The sequence below is a fragment of the Cupriavidus phytohabitans genome, from assembly GCF_000426345.1.
Taxonomy (GTDB): Bacteria; Pseudomonadota; Gammaproteobacteria; order Burkholderiales; family Burkholderiaceae; genus Cupriavidus.
Window position 1 is genome coordinate 1 of record NZ_AUFE01000097.1, and the last position, 14,160, is coordinate 14,160.

At 52.1% G+C, this 14,160-nt stretch carries 13 protein-coding genes and 2 pseudogenes; 8 read left to right on the forward strand and 7 right to left on the reverse strand.

Translation table 11 applies throughout. The features are described 5' to 3' along the window. Positions 1-240: 240 nt before the first annotated feature. From K309_RS40775 to K309_RS40780, 6 genes are all read right to left on the reverse strand, one after another. The gene (locus K309_RS40775) at positions 241-540 is read right to left on the reverse strand and encodes a ferredoxin family protein (protein ID WP_084402629.1); all 300 of its coding nucleotides are present in this window, start codon (positions 538-540) and stop codon (positions 241-243) included. Beyond that, the gene (locus K309_RS0131310; protein ID WP_029049993.1) at positions 537-1,847 is read right to left on the reverse strand and encodes an FAD-dependent monooxygenase; all 1,311 of its coding nucleotides are present in this window, start codon (positions 1,845-1,847) and stop codon (positions 537-539) included. The genes K309_RS40775 and K309_RS0131310 overlap by 4 nt, the downstream gene beginning before the upstream one ends. Continuing rightward, positions 1,844-2,971, reverse strand: a complete 1,128-nt coding sequence (locus K309_RS0131315; RefSeq protein WP_029049994.1) for an electron transfer flavoprotein subunit alpha/FixB family protein — start codon at positions 2,969-2,971, stop codon at positions 1,844-1,846. Before K309_RS0131315 ends, K309_RS0131310 begins: the two co-directional genes overlap by 4 nt. Continuing rightward, entirely contained in the window at positions 2,968-3,813 is an 846-nt protein-coding gene (locus tag K309_RS0131320) for an electron transfer flavoprotein subunit beta/FixA family protein (protein ID WP_029049995.1), read from the reverse strand. The genes K309_RS0131315 and K309_RS0131320 overlap by 4 nt, the downstream gene beginning before the upstream one ends. Before the next feature lie 15 nt (positions 3,814-3,828). Continuing rightward, complete coding sequence (locus K309_RS0131325; RefSeq protein ID WP_029049996.1) at positions 3,829-4,167, reverse strand: nitrogenase-stabilizing/protective protein NifW; 339 nt, start codon at positions 4,165-4,167, stop codon at positions 3,829-3,831. Between the two features lie 141 nt (positions 4,168-4,308). After that, the gene (locus K309_RS40780) at positions 4,309-5,373 is read right to left on the reverse strand and encodes a hydroxymethylglutaryl-CoA lyase-like TIM-barrel protein (protein ID WP_084402630.1); all 1,065 of its coding nucleotides are present in this window, start codon (positions 5,371-5,373) and stop codon (positions 4,309-4,311) included. A gap of 422 nt (positions 5,374-5,795) precedes the next feature. On the opposite strand from K309_RS40780, the gene nifB reads away from it, so the two are divergent. The 8 genes and pseudogenes from nifB (at position 5,796) to nifK (ending at position 13,803) form a co-directional block, all read left to right on the forward strand. Beyond that, complete coding sequence (nifB, locus tag K309_RS38085; RefSeq protein WP_035878660.1) at positions 5,796-7,346, forward strand: nitrogenase cofactor biosynthesis protein NifB; 1,551 nt, start codon at positions 5,796-5,798, stop codon at positions 7,344-7,346. A gap of 107 nt (positions 7,347-7,453) precedes the next feature. Further along, on the forward strand, positions 7,454-7,645 hold the full coding sequence (locus tag K309_RS40785; protein ID WP_084402631.1) for a 4Fe-4S binding protein: 192 nt from the start codon (positions 7,454-7,456) through the stop codon (positions 7,643-7,645). 163 nt (positions 7,646-7,808) lie between these two features. Continuing rightward, a pseudogene (locus K309_RS38090) lies at positions 7,809-8,102 on the forward strand (nitrogen fixation protein NifZ); the annotation flags it as partial. A 475-nt stretch (positions 8,103-8,577) separates the two neighbouring features. Beyond that, the gene (gene nifT, locus K309_RS40790) at positions 8,578-8,796 is read left to right on the forward strand and encodes a putative nitrogen fixation protein NifT (RefSeq protein ID WP_084402633.1); all 219 of its coding nucleotides are present in this window, start codon (positions 8,578-8,580) and stop codon (positions 8,794-8,796) included. Position 8,797: 1 nt separating this feature from the next. Then, the gene (locus K309_RS0131345; protein ID WP_029049997.1) at positions 8,798-9,076 is read left to right on the forward strand and encodes a hypothetical protein; all 279 of its coding nucleotides are present in this window, start codon (positions 8,798-8,800) and stop codon (positions 9,074-9,076) included. 677 nt (positions 9,077-9,753) lie between these two features. Then, on the forward strand, positions 9,754-10,635 hold the full coding sequence (gene nifH, locus K309_RS0131350; protein ID WP_029049998.1) for a nitrogenase iron protein: 882 nt from the start codon (positions 9,754-9,756) through the stop codon (positions 10,633-10,635). 77 nt (positions 10,636-10,712) lie between these two features. Beyond that, positions 10,713-12,173 carry a nitrogenase molybdenum-iron protein alpha chain gene (gene nifD, locus K309_RS0131355; RefSeq protein WP_029049999.1) on the forward strand — a complete coding sequence of 487 codons (1,461 nt, stop codon included), beginning with the start codon at positions 10,713-10,715 and terminating at the stop codon, positions 12,171-12,173. Positions 12,174-12,243: 70 nt separating this feature from the next. Beyond that, positions 12,244-13,803, forward strand: coding sequence for a nitrogenase molybdenum-iron protein subunit beta (gene nifK, locus K309_RS0131360; protein ID WP_029050000.1), 1,560 nt, complete (start codon positions 12,244-12,246; stop codon positions 13,801-13,803). 91 nt (positions 13,804-13,894) lie between these two features. On the opposite strand, the pseudogene K309_RS0131365 reads toward nifK, so the two are convergent. After that, positions 13,895-14,160 (reverse strand): annotated as a pseudogene (locus K309_RS0131365) (hypothetical protein); the annotation flags it as partial.

The window sequence follows — 14,160 nt, forward strand, 5'->3', positions numbered from 1 at the left end:
GCAGATTACATCCCCCGTGGCAGCCCAGCGCGCGCAGCGACACGTGACTAACTCAATCACCACACTGCGCCATCAACTTAGCTTCCACCTGATGCGCAGCCTTGGCATTTGCCCATGTTGCGCGTCCGGCTGATCGATCACATTTGTGACACAGTAAGATTAGGGAAAGGCGTTCTGAGATTGTTTGTAAATAGGGCGGAGCAGTATGATCAACACCGCTCATTTCATTGCGCCGTGGACTCAGCCGAACTTGAACTGGATACCATGACCGCCTCGCGGGTATTCCCATTCGACGTTACGGTGGTCGGTGCAGAGAATGCGGCAACTGCCGCATTCGAGGCAGCCGTCGGTAATGAGCGTAACGGCACCGTTGGTCTCACTGCGATAGCAAGAGGCAGGGCAGATGTAGGTGCAGCTTTTGTCGGCACAGTTATTGGCGCATACCTCCGCGTTCTTGATATGGATATGTGGCCTACCTACATCCACGCGATAGCGGTTTTGATATAGCTTTTCTTCGATATTAACTATGACTTTTCTCATCGAAATGCCCTCCATAGTTTGTACGCGTCGCCAAGAAGGCCAGGCAGGGTCCGGCTCTTTCTAAACTTTCCGATGATTTCATGTTTTTTCGTCGTCTTATCGATGCCATCAACGGTAATCATCGTACGTGCGGCGAATGCGAGCAGGTCAGGATACGTCGTAAAGAACTGAGGGTTCTGTCGGAGGATCTCTGGCATGTGGCGATATTTGTGTAAATCCTTTATCACGAAGCTCCTATCGAGCGCGCTCTTGTACGCAGAAAGCACCTCGGCGCGGTAGCCACGACCCATGGCCTTTGCTCGAATTGCCGTTTCAGCAGCAAGGCGGCCTGTTGTCATCGCCAGGTTAGACCCCTCTCGATGCGCGGAATTGACGAACCCTCCGGAATCGCCCACTATCATCCAGCCGTTGCCATATACTTTTGGAATCGTATTGAAGCCACCTTCTGGAATCAGATGTGCACAGTACTCCTTCATTTCGCCTCCATCAATTAGCGGCGCTATCGAAGGGTGGTGCTTCATGTTTTCGAGCAACTCATAAGGGCTTATGCGGTGTACGGAATTCTTGAAGTCACTTAACATGCAACCAACGCCGATGGTCAGGGATTCTCTATTTGTATAAAGAAAGCCCGTGCCCGTCATGCCATCGGTGATGCGGCCTATCATTTCAATAGCGACGCCTTCGTCCCCTGAAACGTTAAAGCGCTGGCGAATGGTTTCCTCAGGAAGAAAGAGAATCTCTTTGACAGCGAGCGCAACGTTATGCGCTTCAATTTCGCTGTGAAATTTTGCCTTTCGAGCGAGAGTTGAGTTGACACCATCTGCGAGAATCACAATGTCCGCATACACGTCACCCTCCTCCCGGTCGCAGTGAACGCCGACAACTTGATCTCCATCCATAATCAGTTGATTCACCGTCGTCTCGCAGATGAGCAATCCGCCGGCCTCTCGGACCTTTGATGAGAACCATTTATCGAATTGAGCGCGGATGATGGTGTAACGGTTGTACGGTGGTTTGTTGTAGTCCTCGCTTCGTACGTGTGTGCCTACGAATGACGTATCGTCGAGCATCCACATGCGTTGCTCAATGATGTGCCGCTCGAGTGGTGCGTCGTCGCGAAATTCTGGGATAATTTGTTCTAGGGCATTCGCATAGAGAATCGCTCCCTGAACGTTCTTGCTGCCCGGATACTCACCGCGCTCAACTTGGAGAACCTTTAGACCGGCCTTGGCCATCAAGTAGGCAGCAGCGTTTCCGGAAGGTCCTGCGCCAACGACAATTACGTCAAAACGCAAAGGTTCTGTCATTTGACTACCCTCATATGTCCGGACTTATGCTGCGCCAAGTGATCCTCGCAAGCTTGAGTCAATGCTGGCAGTAGTTGCATGGCATCTCCTACGATGCCGTAATGCGCGTAGTCGAAGATTGGTGCGTTTTCATCAGTGTTGATGGCCACGATCACGTCAGAACTTTCCATCCCAACGCGATGCTGGATGGCACCGGAAATTCCTGCGGCGATGTAAAGTTTTGGTCGAACGGTTTTACCCGTTTGCCCCACTTGGCGCTCGGCTTCGACCCAGCCAGCTTGCACGCAGGGGCGAGTCGCACCTACTTCGCCGCCGAGGACACGCGCCAGGTTGAAGACCAGCTTGAAGTTTTCAGGGTTCTTAAGCCCCTTTCCCCCACTTACAATCACATCCGCATAAGTAAGATTAATCTGATTGCTTTTTGAATCGGCAATGAAATTGAGCAACTTCGTCACGATGTCGGACTCAATCATACCTAGTTGCTCATGAATAATCTGTCCGCAACGGCCGGTCTGAACTGGCGGCATCGCCATTACGCGCGGACGGACCGTCGCCATCTGAGGCCGGCATGCAAGCGTCATTATCGTACAAAGAAGTGAGCCACCGAAGGTTGGGCGAGTGGCCGCAAGAGCGCGCGAAGTAGAGTCTATGCTCAAGCTAGTGCAATCGGCCGTCAGCCCCGTCGAAAGAGTCGTTGCCACAGAGCCGGCAAGATCTCGGCCCATAGTGGTCGCCCCAAGAAGCAGGATCTCCGGACGATATTTGCTAACTAGATCGGTCAATCCTTTCGTGAATGGTTCATTCCGATACCCCTGCAACACAGGATCGTGGATCACATACGCCTTGTTTGCACCGAAACCAAAAGCTTCAGTTGCAAACTGTTCAAGGGGCTCTTCAGGGCCGCCGAGCGCGACAATTGCTACTTCACTGCCCAGCTTGTCTGCGAGCTTATATGCCTCGCCTAGGAGTTCCCACGACACGCTATGAACCTGACCCTGATCGTGTTCAAGGAAAACCCATACACCCTTGTAAGTGTTCAGGTGCTCAGGCAACTCAAGGTGGCGGTTGCTGCCCTTTCTAACGGTGGTGTTCGGCATATTGTCTGAACTAACGGGGGAATTCATGAGAACCTCTTCACCAGGTCCGCCTCCAATGTTGGATGACGGGCCAGGATCTTTAGCACAAGTTTGTGGGAGACTTCGCTGAGGTTCACGGCACCCACTTCCAGAATTTCGGCTTTCTCGTCTTTCGGCGTTGGGCCGAACACTTTGCTGACTACGGTGGGCGAGCCTTTGAGTCCAATCCTATTCAAGTCAGTGATGCCGGCTTGCTCTCGATTCCATTTGCGTATCGGAAACGCCGCCGCGTGTATCATCGCGGGGAGTGTTGCAAAACGTAATTCGTTCGTATTCTCAAGCATCGTTATGAGACAAGGCAGCGCGGTCTGAAGCACTTGCACGCCTCCTTCCGCACGACGCTCGACGACGATTGAACGCTTATTTAAATCCGTCTCAACGATCCTTGATACATAGGTCAGGAGTTGGAAGCCGAGCCGCGTCGCGATACCAGGGCCGACTTGCGCGGTGTCGCCATCGATGGTCTGCTTACCGGTAAAGACCATATCCACTGTTTGTTGAGTCGTGATCTGTTGGATAGCAGCGGCAAGCGCGTAGGACGTCGCAAGCGTATCAGCCCCGGCGAAAGCGCGGTCGGTAATGAGTATGGCATCGTCAGCGCCGAAGCTGATGCACTTGCGTAGCGCGTCCTCAGCCTGGGGCGGCCCCATGCATAGCGCCGTGACTCGTCCGCCGAAGCGGTCCTTCAGCCGCAACGCCTCCTCTAGTGAGAAGAGGTCGTATGGGTTGATGATAGCTGGAACGCCTTGGCGCATTATTGTATTAGTGACCGGATGCACCCGAATCTGCGCTGAATCGGGGACTTGCTTGATACAGACAACAATGTGCATGGTTCCTTCTCCGCGTCAGACGGTGTCGCGCTTTCCCAGCGAAGCGCGAAGGTTTTCAAGGCTAACGTACCTTCGTCCTTCTGCCTCCCGAAAACACCTGAAAACCTTCTGTTCCGCTGGCGTTGACGAGACGAAATCGTTGTAGGCTTTGAGCAGCAAGCTGCGATAGAGTTCGAATAGCGCGGTTCCGTTGTCCAAGGGAGGCTCTTCTTGTTGCTCGATGTACTGGAAGAACCGTTTCAGGATATGTAGACGGCTAACGTTCAAGACTGTTTCGTCGAATGTGATGTCAAAATGCCGAAAAAAGTCTTCAGTCGAAGAGAGGTGTTGCTGCTGATTGAGGTGTCCCTGCATATCCTTGCTCCGAGGTGAAGTAAGCTGCTAGGAAGTAGGTTACAAATAGGGCGTGTGACGTACATAGATGCGGACCGCGTTGTTTCGACGAGTTTGGGCCGATGTTTATTTGGAATAGTTAGCTACCCCTACATGGGCATCCTACGGTCGCCAGGAAAAAGAATCATTGGCTTTACTGGATATCTCCAGCGCCTGCTCGCGATGCAGCGATAACAACATTTTTGTAACTGCTCGGACCCGGAAAACGGCCTCAGAGTTACCCGAATCTTTGTAGTCTGGGTGCGGACGCGTCTTAGCCCGCAATGAATCGTGCTTGTCGCATCGTCTCAGCCGGGAATCGAAATGGGATACACGGGAGTGTGTACTCCAACGCCTAGCTTGATGGGAGCCCATATGGGTTTTTATTTTGCTCGACGGCACTGCCCGGTCAGACGCATCTTTGACAAGAGAAGAGATCCGGACGAGCGATTTACAATCGACGCCTGTATCCTGCCCAATCAAATGCCGTGAACCCGTCACGACTTCCTCGAGCGCTGCCTTGCCCTTCGGGTGAACCATGCCTTTTACCGCTGGGTTCACATGTGGGGCGCTGGAGTTGAGCCCAGTTGGTGTATGTGCGGTAGCGAGACCGACATCATTTTGCAAATAGATTTCTACATCGTGCAGCCTTGCAATGAGGTCGTAGGCCGCAAACGGGAGAATTGCACAAACTTCGTTGGAGAATTGGATCGGCTGTTCACCATACATCCTCGGGCGCAGCGCGACTTCCACAAGGAATGAGGGGTACGAACACGCAAGGTTTACCATACCAATAGATATTCCTGTGTGGCATTTCCCTACCTTCTGGATAAGGCGCGCGATCAGGGATAATACCCAAGCTCGCGACAGCCTCAGATGGTGAAAATAACGATCGGAAATGGAAACGGACAAGTGTAAGAACTCAGCCTTGCAGCGCAAGGCAGCGGTTTGCATGGTGTCTGTCGAGCAGCCGGAAATTATTGTTTCGGGCTTGAGATTCATGTCCCCGATAGCATCGTTATACGTTATCTCCTCATCACCCATTGCAAAGACTCCTGTCAGCAACTCAGGAATTTCCGCGGGCGAGAGTATGCCGGCAATCGCACAATTTTCTTCTATCCGATAAAGGCCCCTTTGGGGCCGTTTTGGGCCGCACAATGTTCTCTGGATAATAATCGGCTTATGCATCGCGGTAGTCGCCTTTGCGCGTCATTGAGTCCTAGACGGACGAGCAAGCGTTGTGCCAGCCGAGTTCAATAAGCTGGAGCGCTATCTTCAGGAGCGGCAGCAGCGACGCTGTCAGTAAACATGGGGGGCTTCGCACATTTTTCTTGTCGCGAATGTCTCTGTCCGGACAAGCTGCTCTTAACTCAACCGGTATTGACTGTGCCGAGAAGAGGGGAGCCGTATTAGTCCAATTTAGCTCCCTCTTCTCGCAGCGAGCTTCGAGCTGGCTTCAACCCACACGCGAGACGAACGCGCTGCTGTCGATCCTATGGAACGCCGGCAGATGCTGGCGCCTTCATACCGGTCGAGACGCTCTATGCGCGATGGCACGGATTTCGCTTTTTCTACGATGATCAATCACTCTCGATGAGAAGGAAAGAGTTATGCGAGATAGCGCAAGCGCGCGACCATCGGCTGCCTGTTGTGAAGGCGAGGAGAAAATTGTGCCCCTAATGCTCACTAGCAGAACATCCGCCCTACGGGGCGACGGTACTGCGTCTGTTGGAGCCAACGTGTTGAAGTGCGAGTCGTCTGGAGAGGCCGAGGGGATGCTGCCGGGAGTGTGGGATAGGATAAAAGATCATCCGTGCTATTCAGAGGAAGCGCATCACCATTACGCGCGAATGCATGTGGCGGTTGCGCCCGCCTGCAACATTCAGTGCAACTACTGTAACCGCAAGTACGACTGTTCAAACGAGTCGCGACCTGGCGTTACGTCGAGAAAGCTGACGCCAGAGCAGGCGGTGAAGAAAGTGATGGTTGTCGCGAGTCGCATACCGCAATTGACGGTGGTGGGTGTTGCTGGGCCCGGTGATTCTCTCGCGAGCCCGGGAACCACGTTTGAGACGTTTCGCTTGCTTAGGGAGCGAGCTCCCGAGATCAAACTATGTCTCTCAACCAATGGCCTCGCGTTGCCTGACTTTGTGGATGACATCTGCCGATACAACATTGATCATGTGACAATAACCATCAACATGATCGATCCGATTGTTGGGGCAAGAATCTACCCGTGGATTTTTTGGAACCGTCGCCGATTGACAGGGACGGACGCCGCATGCGTGTTGCATGAGCGGCAGATGCGAGGGCTTGAGATGCTAACAGAACGAGGCGTACTGACGAAAATCAATTCGGTGTTGATTCCAGGTATTAACGATAAACATCTGATTGAGGTAAACCGTGCAGTGAAAGAGCGAGGTGCGTTCCTTCACAACATTATGCCGCTAATCTCCGACTCCTCGCATGGTACGTACTTCGGCCTGCACGGACCACGCGGACCTACCTCCCATGAATTGAGGACAGTACAGGAAGCTTGTTCGGGCGGTGTGAAATTGATGCGGCATTGCCGGCAGTGCCGAGCGGACGCGGTAGGACTCCTCGATGAGGATCGCAGTGACGAGTTTTCACTGGAGAGTATCGAGCAGATGGATATCGGTTATGACCGAAACATCCGCCAAGAGTACCAGGTCCCGACGGAGACCCAGATCATGGCGCAACGTGAGGCAAAGAGGGAAGTTCTGGCCTTAACGCAGGTCAGGAAAGCGACAGAAGCACTGAAGGTCAATATCGCCGTTGCGACGAAAGGCCGGGGTCGCGTGAATGGGCACTTTGGGAATATTTCTGAGCTAAAAATCTTCGAAGTTAGCGCCTCTGGCGTGCACTTCGTGGGTTACCGCCGGGTTGAATTGTATTGCCAAGGGGGGTACGGTGACAATGAACGACTAGTGCGTATCATACGCGCGATCAACGATTGTCATGCCATTTTTGTGGCGAAAATTGGTATGTGTCCGCGTAAGGAACTCGCCGATGCTGGCATCGAGTCGGTGGAGCAGTACGCGGGGGAAATTGTTGAGGTCGCAGCACTATGTTGGTTCAATGACTACTCAAGCCGTGTGGCTGGTGGCGCATCGTTGCGCAAACATTGCGACGACGCATGATCCGGCAAAGCGCGTCTATAAAAGGTTCAATAACGACCGTTTGACGTGCGAAAGCCATGCATGCGCGGAGGAGTAGTACAGTACTTTCAATTGTAAGGAGCGTATTTATGGCCCTGAAGATTATTGCCTCAGCCTGCACCGGTTGCTCGGCGTGCGAGGCACAGTGCCCAAATGTTGCCATTAGTGAGAAAAGTGATGTGCTGGCAATTGATCCTAAGAAGTGCACTATGTGCGAGGGACTCGACTTTCCGCAGTGTGTGTCGGTGTGTCCCGTGGACAATTGCATAGTACCGGCTTAGCATGGCCTGTTTATCGATCTGGTTCATTTAATGGCTCAAGCCTTACCGGTGGAAAAGCTATGAATTGAGATCCGTTGGCGTGGCATCGTCGGTGGGGTGCGAACATGCCTCTATCGTGGAGATGTGGATGCCTAATTTTAGAGACTGATCACGGGGAAAGGCGATGTCGAGACCAAAGCAGGTCGTATGTAACTCTGAGAGGGATGACACCGTTGAAATAGCGTTTGAACCTAGCTTTGAGGTTGGCGAACGCGTAATTGCACGGTCGATGGTTCGCAACGATGGTACGTTTTTGGGGAAAGACATTGGCGAAGTTATCGTGAATAAAGGAGATATTGGCTACATCACTAGAATCGACACCTTCCTGCAACGATTCTACATCTATGCTGTTCACTTCGTCGCGGGTGATCGTCACGTCGGCATGCGCGCAAGAGAACTCTGCACGCTGGACCACTTAAATTGAAGGCGTATGCGCGTCTATACGTGACCACGTCGCGGGTCCACCGTCCATCACAGATAGGGGAATTCTTGACGGAGCCGTTCTGAATTCCAAGGGAAAAGTCGATCGCTAACTGGGGAAATCTTGTCGAAGATCCGTCCATAGATTATATGGTACTTCAAAAAAAGGGGCCGCCGTGCTGTTGTTAGGGAATCCTGACGGAACCTGCGGCTTTTGCCGGCTAAGAGGAATTGCCTGTCCTCGCAAGAGATCGATTCCTTGGCAAGATGTGGCGGACCAGACCAAAAGGGTAAGTTGCCTTTTGTACGTAACGATTCGATTATGCTTGTCGGGGCTCTGACAAAATGTGTGTGGTCTGTCTCGACAATTTTTCAATACGCGACGATCAATGCGTGGCGGTGAACCTAACAAATCCTTTGTAACGCGGTGTTGCCATGTACTTTTTTCCAGCTTCTCCGTTTTTGGAGGCCCAATGAAAATTATGATTCGAAAGGATATTACAGGTACACTTAAAGCTTACTTGCCAAGAAAGGACCTGGAAGAGCCGATAGTTTCCATGACAAAGGAGCAAATGTGGGGCGGCCTCGTTAAGCTTGGGAATGGTTGGCAGTTTCAGTTACCAGAGATGGCGCCAGATACTAGGCTTCCAGTGACTATCGAAGCTAGAAGAGTTGATTCTGGAGGCAAATGACATGGCACTCACTGGTGATCAGATCAATATTATAACTGAATTGATTCGCAAGGAATCATCACTTCCTGAAGTTGCGGCCAAGTGGCAAAGCTGCTATCCGGATGTTCGGGTAATGCGGGTCAGCGAGCTCGAAATGCGGTACGAAAAGCCGGTCATTGAATTGGCCGGGCGGCGCGTCTATTTTGGCGCATCCACGGGCGTCTGCATTTCTATAACATCGGAGCCAAGCAACGCCAATATGCTGATCCTCACGGAAAATTGGGTATACAATGAAGAGTGATCATATTGCCATAATATTTGAATGTGGGATTTGATAAGTGAAAGGATTCCATTTGGATAAGTGAGAAAGTAGCCTCTCGGTAGACAACCATAATGGTTTAAAAGTTGGCTAACCAAGAGCTAATTCTACCTCAGGGTCTCTTCTCTGGATCTCTCGAATCTACGACGACTCTCCGTACGTGGTTACGATAGATTTCCAAAAAGACAGAAGGTATTCAACATTAACGCTGGGCACAAGGTTTGTCGGTTAAGGTTTCCGGAATTGTCCGATGGCTAGCGTGAATCCTGCCAAGCACGTCTCTAGTCTCTATTTCACACACGCTGTGCCAGCCTTAATGGTTCAAGTTAATAGGTCAGTGGGGCGACGCGAGGGCGCATTAGTTGCCAAACGACGTATTTCGACAAAGTTTCGAACGGTTTGTCAGTATCGCGACGCGGCCAATAGTTCGTAGTCAGGGCCACAACGAGTTCCGGAAACCGGAGATTTAGCGGGCTTTCTGGAGTTCTTAGCGACTTGGCACGAAAGCTGCGCTAAAGCGGGGGCGCGGACACGAGCTGGCCGATGCGTGCTTTTGAAAGAAGAAGACCATAGGGAAACACCGCAGACTGAGGACATGATCGTTGCCTTGCAAACCATGATTTTCTAGCTTCACCTTCTATTCAAAATGGAGTATCACAATGTCTAACCTTCGGCAAATTGCCTTTTATGGTAAAGGTGGCATCGGCAAGTCGACTACCTCGCAGAACACGCTAGCGGCGCTGAGCGACCTCGGGCAGAGGATTCTCATCGTTGGGTGTGATCCAAAGGCGGACTCGACACGGCTTATTCTGCATGCTAAAGCCCAGGATACAATCCTCTCGCTTGCGGCTGAAGCGGGATCCGTCGAGGACCTTGAACTGGATGACGTAATGAAGATTGGTTACAAGGACATCCGGTGTGTCGAGTCGGGGGGGCCTGAACCGGGGGTTGGCTGCGCAGGCAGAGGTGTTATAACTTCAATCAACTTCCTGGAAGAGAACGGCGCGTATGACGGTGTTGACTACGTTTCCTATGATGTGCTCGGCGATGTCGTCTGTGGCGGTTTCGCGATGCCAATACGTGAAAACAAGGCCCAAGAGATCTATATTGTTATGTCTGGGGAGATGATGGCGATGTACGCGGCAAACAACATTTCTAAAGGCATTTTGAAGTACGCAAATAGCGGCGGCGTGCGCTTGGGTGGGTTGATCTGTAACGAGCGAAAGACGGACAAGGAACTTGAGCTAGCTGAATCGCTGGCGGAGATGCTAGGCACGAAGTTGATACACTTCGTGCCTCGCGACAACGTAGTCCAGCATGCAGAACTGCGTCGAATGACCGTCATTGAGTATGCGCCAGACTGCGCTCAGGCAGGGGAGTATCGGACGCTTGCCGAGAAGATCCATAACAATGGCGGAAATGGCGTTATTCCGACGCCAATCACGATGGACCAGTTGGAGGATCTCTTGATGGCGAAGGGGATTCTGGTGCAGATCGACGAGTCAAAAGTTGGGAAGACTGCGTCAGAACTTACTGCCTAGCCAGGTTTGAACGATAGCCGCCGTGCACGCACGGCGGCTATTTGGGACGAGCATGTTGATTACCTATGGACTACGCGATGACCACGACGGTTGAGGAACGGAAGGCCGCCAACAAGGCCCTCATTGACGAAGTGCTACGGGCTTACCCTGAAAAGATGGGAAAACGACGGGCCAAGCACATAAGTTCATTCGAGGAAGGCAAGCCAGATTGCGGGGTGAAGTCGAATATCAAGTCGCTGCCTGGGGTCATGACGATTCGCGGGTGCGCGTATGCTGGATCAAAGGGCGTGGTATGGGGCCCGATCAAGGACATGATCCATATAAGCCATGGGCCCGTTGGCTGTGGCCAGTACTCATGGGGATCGCGTCGCAATTACTACGTTGGCACCACGGGCATCGATACGTTCGTTACTATGCAGTTCACCTCTGATTTCCAGGAGAAGGACATAGTGTTCGGAGGTGACAAGAAGCTTGACAAGATCATTGATGAGATACAGCAACTATTTCCGCTCAACAAGGGGATTTCTATCCAGACAGAATGTCCAATTGGTCTTATCGGAGATGACATTGAGGCTGTCTCAAAGAAGAAGAGTAAGGAGTATGGCGGGCACACCGTCGTGCCTGTGCGCTGCGAGGGTTTCCGTGGTGTGTCGCAGTCACTCGGTCATCATTTGGCAAACGACGCGATCCGCGACTTTGTGTTCGATGCTCACTCCAATAAGCGGCTCGCACTTGAATCGACACCCTATGACGTTGCTATCATCGGCGACTACAACATTGGGGGAGACGCGTGGTCAAGTCGAATCCTTCTTGAAGAGATGGGTTTGCGGGTAATCGCACAGTGGTCGGGTGACGGTACATTGGCGGAACTGGAGAACACCCCAAGGTCGAAGCTGAATTTGTTGCATTGTTACCGATCGATGAACTACATCAGTCGACACATGGAAGAAAAGTATGGTATCCCATGGGTAGAATATAATTTCTTTGGTCCCACAATGATCGAGAAAAGCTTGCGTGAAATTGCAGGTCGATTTGATAACGCGATTATGCAAAATGCAGAAAAGGTGATCGCTAAATACCGCACAGTATCTGATGCCGTCATTGCGAAATATAAGCCTCGGTTGCAAGGTAAAAAGGTGATGCTCTTTGTAGGTGGGTTACGCCCGCGGCACGTTGTAGGGGCATACGAGGATCTTGGCATGGAAGTTATCGGAACGGGGTACGAGTTTGCACACAATGACGATTACCAACGAACGACGCATTATGTAAAGGATGGCACACTCATCTATGATGATGTGACGGGGTACGAATTTGAAAGATTCGTAGACCAGGTGCGCCCCGACCTTGTCGGTTCTGGTATCAAAGAGAAGTACGTGTTTCAGAAAATGGGTGTCCCGTTCCGCCAAATGCATAGCTGGGATTACTCAGGCCCTTATCACGGCTACGACGGATTTGCGATATTCGCCCGTGATATGGACATTGCCATCTCAAGTCCTGTATGGAACCTCGCGAAGACTCCGTGGAAAGATCGAACATGAGCACGGAGATCGCAGCGGCGCATGGGCGTCTAGCGAACGGTTATTTAGAACTTACGTACAGGAGTGAGTGATGCCACAATCGACTGACAAAATTCTCGATCATGAGCTACTCTTCCGGGAGCCGGAATACAGGGCGCTCTTTCAGAATAAGAAGAAAGAGTTCGAATTTAAGGATCCCGAGGAAAAGATAAGGGAGTTTTCCGAATGGACTAAGACAGAAGACTATAAGATTAAGAACTTCGCAAGAGAATCACTGACTGTGAATCCGGCCAAGGCGTGTCAGCCGCTTGGAGCCGTGTTTGTAGCAAACGGCTTTCACAAGACACTCCCATTCGTTCATGGTTCTCAAGGCTGCGTTGCATACTACCGTTCACATTTCTCGAGGCATTTCAAGGAGCCGACTTCGTGTGTGAGTTCCTCTATGACTGAGGATGCGGCGGTGTTCGGCGGCCTGAACAACATGATTGATGGGCTGGCTAACGCGTACAACCTCTACAAGCCCGAGATGATTGCTGTATCCACAACATGCATGGCGGAGGTGATCGGGGACGACCTCGATGCATTCATCAAGAACAGCAAGCAGAAGGGCAGCGTCCCTAAAGATTACGACGTGCCTTTCGCCCACACGCCAGCATTTGTCGGTAGTCACGTGACGGGTTATGACAATGCGCTACTGGGCATCCTGAAGCACTTTTGGGGCGGTAAGGCAGGGGCGTCCAACCCGTTGGTACGAACGCCTGACGACAGTGTGAACTTCATCGGCGGCTTTGATGGATTTGTCGTCGGAAACATGCGTGAAATCAAGAGAATATTCGAGCTGTTTGGCGTAAAAGTGAACATTATCTGCGACCCGTCGGAAACCTGGAACACACCTACGGATGGCGTGTTCAGAATGTATCAAGGTGGGACAACGAAAGAGGAGGTGGAACGCGCACTGAACGCTAAAGCAACATTCGTTTTCCAGGAGTTCTGCTGCGAACGAACAAGTAAGTTTATCGCTGAACAGGGTCAGGATGTCGTGGTTTTAAATGCGCCGGTTGGCGTTGGTGGCACTGACCATTTCCTTATGGAGATTTCACGGGTGACCGGTAAGCCGATACCAGCTGAACTGGAAAAGGAGCGAGGTCAGCTCGTAGACGCTATGGCGGACAGTCAGGCAAGCCTCCATGGTAAGCGGTACGCATTGTATGGGGACCCGGACCAGATGCTGGGATACACCCAATTTCTCCTCGAGATTGGGGCTGAACCAAGCCTCGTGTTATCGACAAACGGTAACGATGCTTGGGCGGAGAAAGTACAGGCGTTGCTCGATGCGTCGCCATATGGTGCAGGATGCAAAGTCTATCCGAAGCGTGACCTCTGGCACCTGCGCTCTTTGTTATTCACGGAGCCGGTGGACTATCTGATCGGCAACACATACGGAAAATACTTGGAGCGCGATGCCGGGACACCCCTCGTGCGGCTCGTGTTTCCCATTTTTGACCGTCACCACTATCATCGGTACCCTACTTGGGGATACGCTGGCGGTCTTCGCATTCTTATGGCGCTACTCGATGAATATTTTGAAGCATTGGACGCTAGCACTGTTGCGGTTTCGGAGACTGACTACAGCTATGACATTGTTCGGTGAACGAATGAGTGATCGCTCGCTCCGAGCGGCGTTCTGCCTGCCGCTAGATTCCTTGACTGAATTGATTGCGTAGTGATTGAGTCAAGTTTTTCTACGCGGCGATTTTGACCTGATCGCACCATGTGTTGACGGCCTGCTCGGCGGTGCGGAAGCTGCGCTGCAAGGATGCTGGCGAGGCCGCAGGCGCCTGAGGGCTGACCAATGCAAGGCCGGGCCGTAAGATGCGGGAATAGACGCGCGTGTAGAAGAGTGCCGTCTGCAGCCCCAGGTTGGTGAGCCGATAGCGGTGGGTCTTGGGCACGCGCTCGATGAGGCCATGCAGGCGCAGGCGTCGCAGCTCGTAGCTCATGCGCCCCG

What these genes read in the sequence shown, in the direction of transcription:
- K309_RS0131310 (WP_029049993.1), bottom strand. Translation starts at nt 1,847, where the DNA reads ATGACAGAACCTTTGCGTTTTGACGTAATTGTCGTTGGCGCAGGACCT.
- K309_RS40785 (WP_084402631.1), top strand. Translation starts at nt 7,454, where the DNA reads ATGGCCCTGAAGATTATTGCCTCAGCCTGCACCGGTTGCTCGGCGTGC.
- K309_RS0131315 (WP_029049994.1), bottom strand. Translation starts at nt 2,971, where the DNA reads ATGAATTCCCCCGTTAGTTCAGACAATATGCCGAACACCACCGTTAGA.
- K309_RS0131325 (WP_029049996.1), bottom strand. Translation starts at nt 4,167, where the DNA reads ATGCAGGGACACCTCAATCAGCAGCAACACCTCTCTTCGACTGAAGAC.
- nifT (WP_084402633.1), top strand. Translation starts at nt 8,578, where the DNA reads ATGAAAATTATGATTCGAAAGGATATTACAGGTACACTTAAAGCTTAC.
- K309_RS40780 (WP_084402630.1), bottom strand. Translation starts at nt 5,373, where the DNA reads ATGCATAAGCCGATTATTATCCAGAGAACATTGTGCGGCCCAAAACGG.
- K309_RS0131320 (WP_029049995.1), bottom strand. Translation starts at nt 3,813, where the DNA reads ATGCACATTGTTGTCTGTATCAAGCAAGTCCCCGATTCAGCGCAGATT.
- nifH (WP_029049998.1), top strand. Translation starts at nt 9,754, where the DNA reads ATGTCTAACCTTCGGCAAATTGCCTTTTATGGTAAAGGTGGCATCGGC.
- nifB (WP_035878660.1), top strand. Translation starts at nt 5,796, where the DNA reads ATGCGAGATAGCGCAAGCGCGCGACCATCGGCTGCCTGTTGTGAAGGC.
- nifK (WP_029050000.1), top strand. Translation starts at nt 12,244, where the DNA reads ATGCCACAATCGACTGACAAAATTCTCGATCATGAGCTACTCTTCCGG.
- K309_RS40775 (WP_084402629.1), bottom strand. Translation starts at nt 540, where the DNA reads ATGAGAAAAGTCATAGTTAATATCGAAGAAAAGCTATATCAAAACCGC.
- K309_RS0131345 (WP_029049997.1), top strand. Translation starts at nt 8,798, where the DNA reads ATGGCACTCACTGGTGATCAGATCAATATTATAACTGAATTGATTCGC.
- nifD (WP_029049999.1), top strand. Translation starts at nt 10,713, where the DNA reads ATGACCACGACGGTTGAGGAACGGAAGGCCGCCAACAAGGCCCTCATT.